This window comes from Vibrio sp. 811 (assembly GCF_033339195.1).
This window is the reverse complement of record NZ_JAWOUB010000183.1, coordinates 1-899: the sequence shown is the minus strand read 5'-3', so window position 1 is coordinate 899 and position 899 is coordinate 1. Positions and strand designations below refer to the sequence as shown.

Genomic DNA, 899 nt, shown 5'->3' with positions numbered 1-899 from the left:
CACTGCATCATCGCTTGGTCTCCGTCCGAGTTACCAACGGCGAGCACTGGTTTCTTACCAATAATGTACTGAATGTTTTCGACTTTCACTTCTTTATCATCGAGCGTTAACAGTTCGCCCAACTTCATCACTTTAGGCTGACCATCATTAAAGCTGTATTCGTATTTTAACGCACTGCCGATGATTTGTTCTTCAGGAATGTTGTAAGCTTCTGGCGCCCACACGCGCATAAAGTCCACGCCACCACCCGAAACAATGTAGGTTTTGAAGTTGTTCTCTTGCAGGTAAGTAAGCATTTCGCGCATCGGCTTAAAGGTGAGGTCGTTATAGGCTTTACCAAAGCGCTTGTCTTTCGCCGCTGCAAGCCATTGCTCGACGGATTGTTGGTATTCTTCTACGGTCATGCCGCTGTGGGTGACTTTCATGATTTGGAGTAGCGATTCTTTGCCGCCAGCAAAGACTTTCTCTAAGTCGTTTTCAATGACGGATTTAAAAGGTTCCTGCGTTTTCCATTCTGGATGCGTTTTCGCAAGGGCTTTGATTTGATCTAACGCGAACGCAATTTGGAAATAAATCGGCTTTTCTGACCAAAGTGTACCGTCGTTGTCGAACACGGCAATGCGGTCAGAAACGGGAATAAATGTTGCCTTTGAACTGTCGGTAGATTGCTCGACAAAATTCACAATGGCGGTTTTGCTGTCGCTGTCTTTCCAAGAAGGGAGCAAGTTGGCATCGCAATCTTTCGCGAGGCTGGAAAAAGATAAGCTAGTTAAGACGGCAAGAGTACAGAGATGGATTTTGTTCATTATTTACCTCGATTGATTTCACTAGGTTGTGATCCCTAAAAAGGGCAATGAGGGCGGATAACCTTAAACGACCACTTACACGTTGTACTCATG

1 protein-coding gene is annotated in these 899 nt (G+C 45.3%); it reads right to left on the bottom strand.

Annotated features, from left to right (window positions below; genetic code table 11):
* Positions 1-806: HAD family hydrolase (locus R7Q46_RS25700; protein WP_318078017.1), on the bottom strand; the 806-nt coding region annotated here is incomplete at its 3' end.
* Between the last annotated feature and the right edge of the window lie 93 nt (positions 807-899).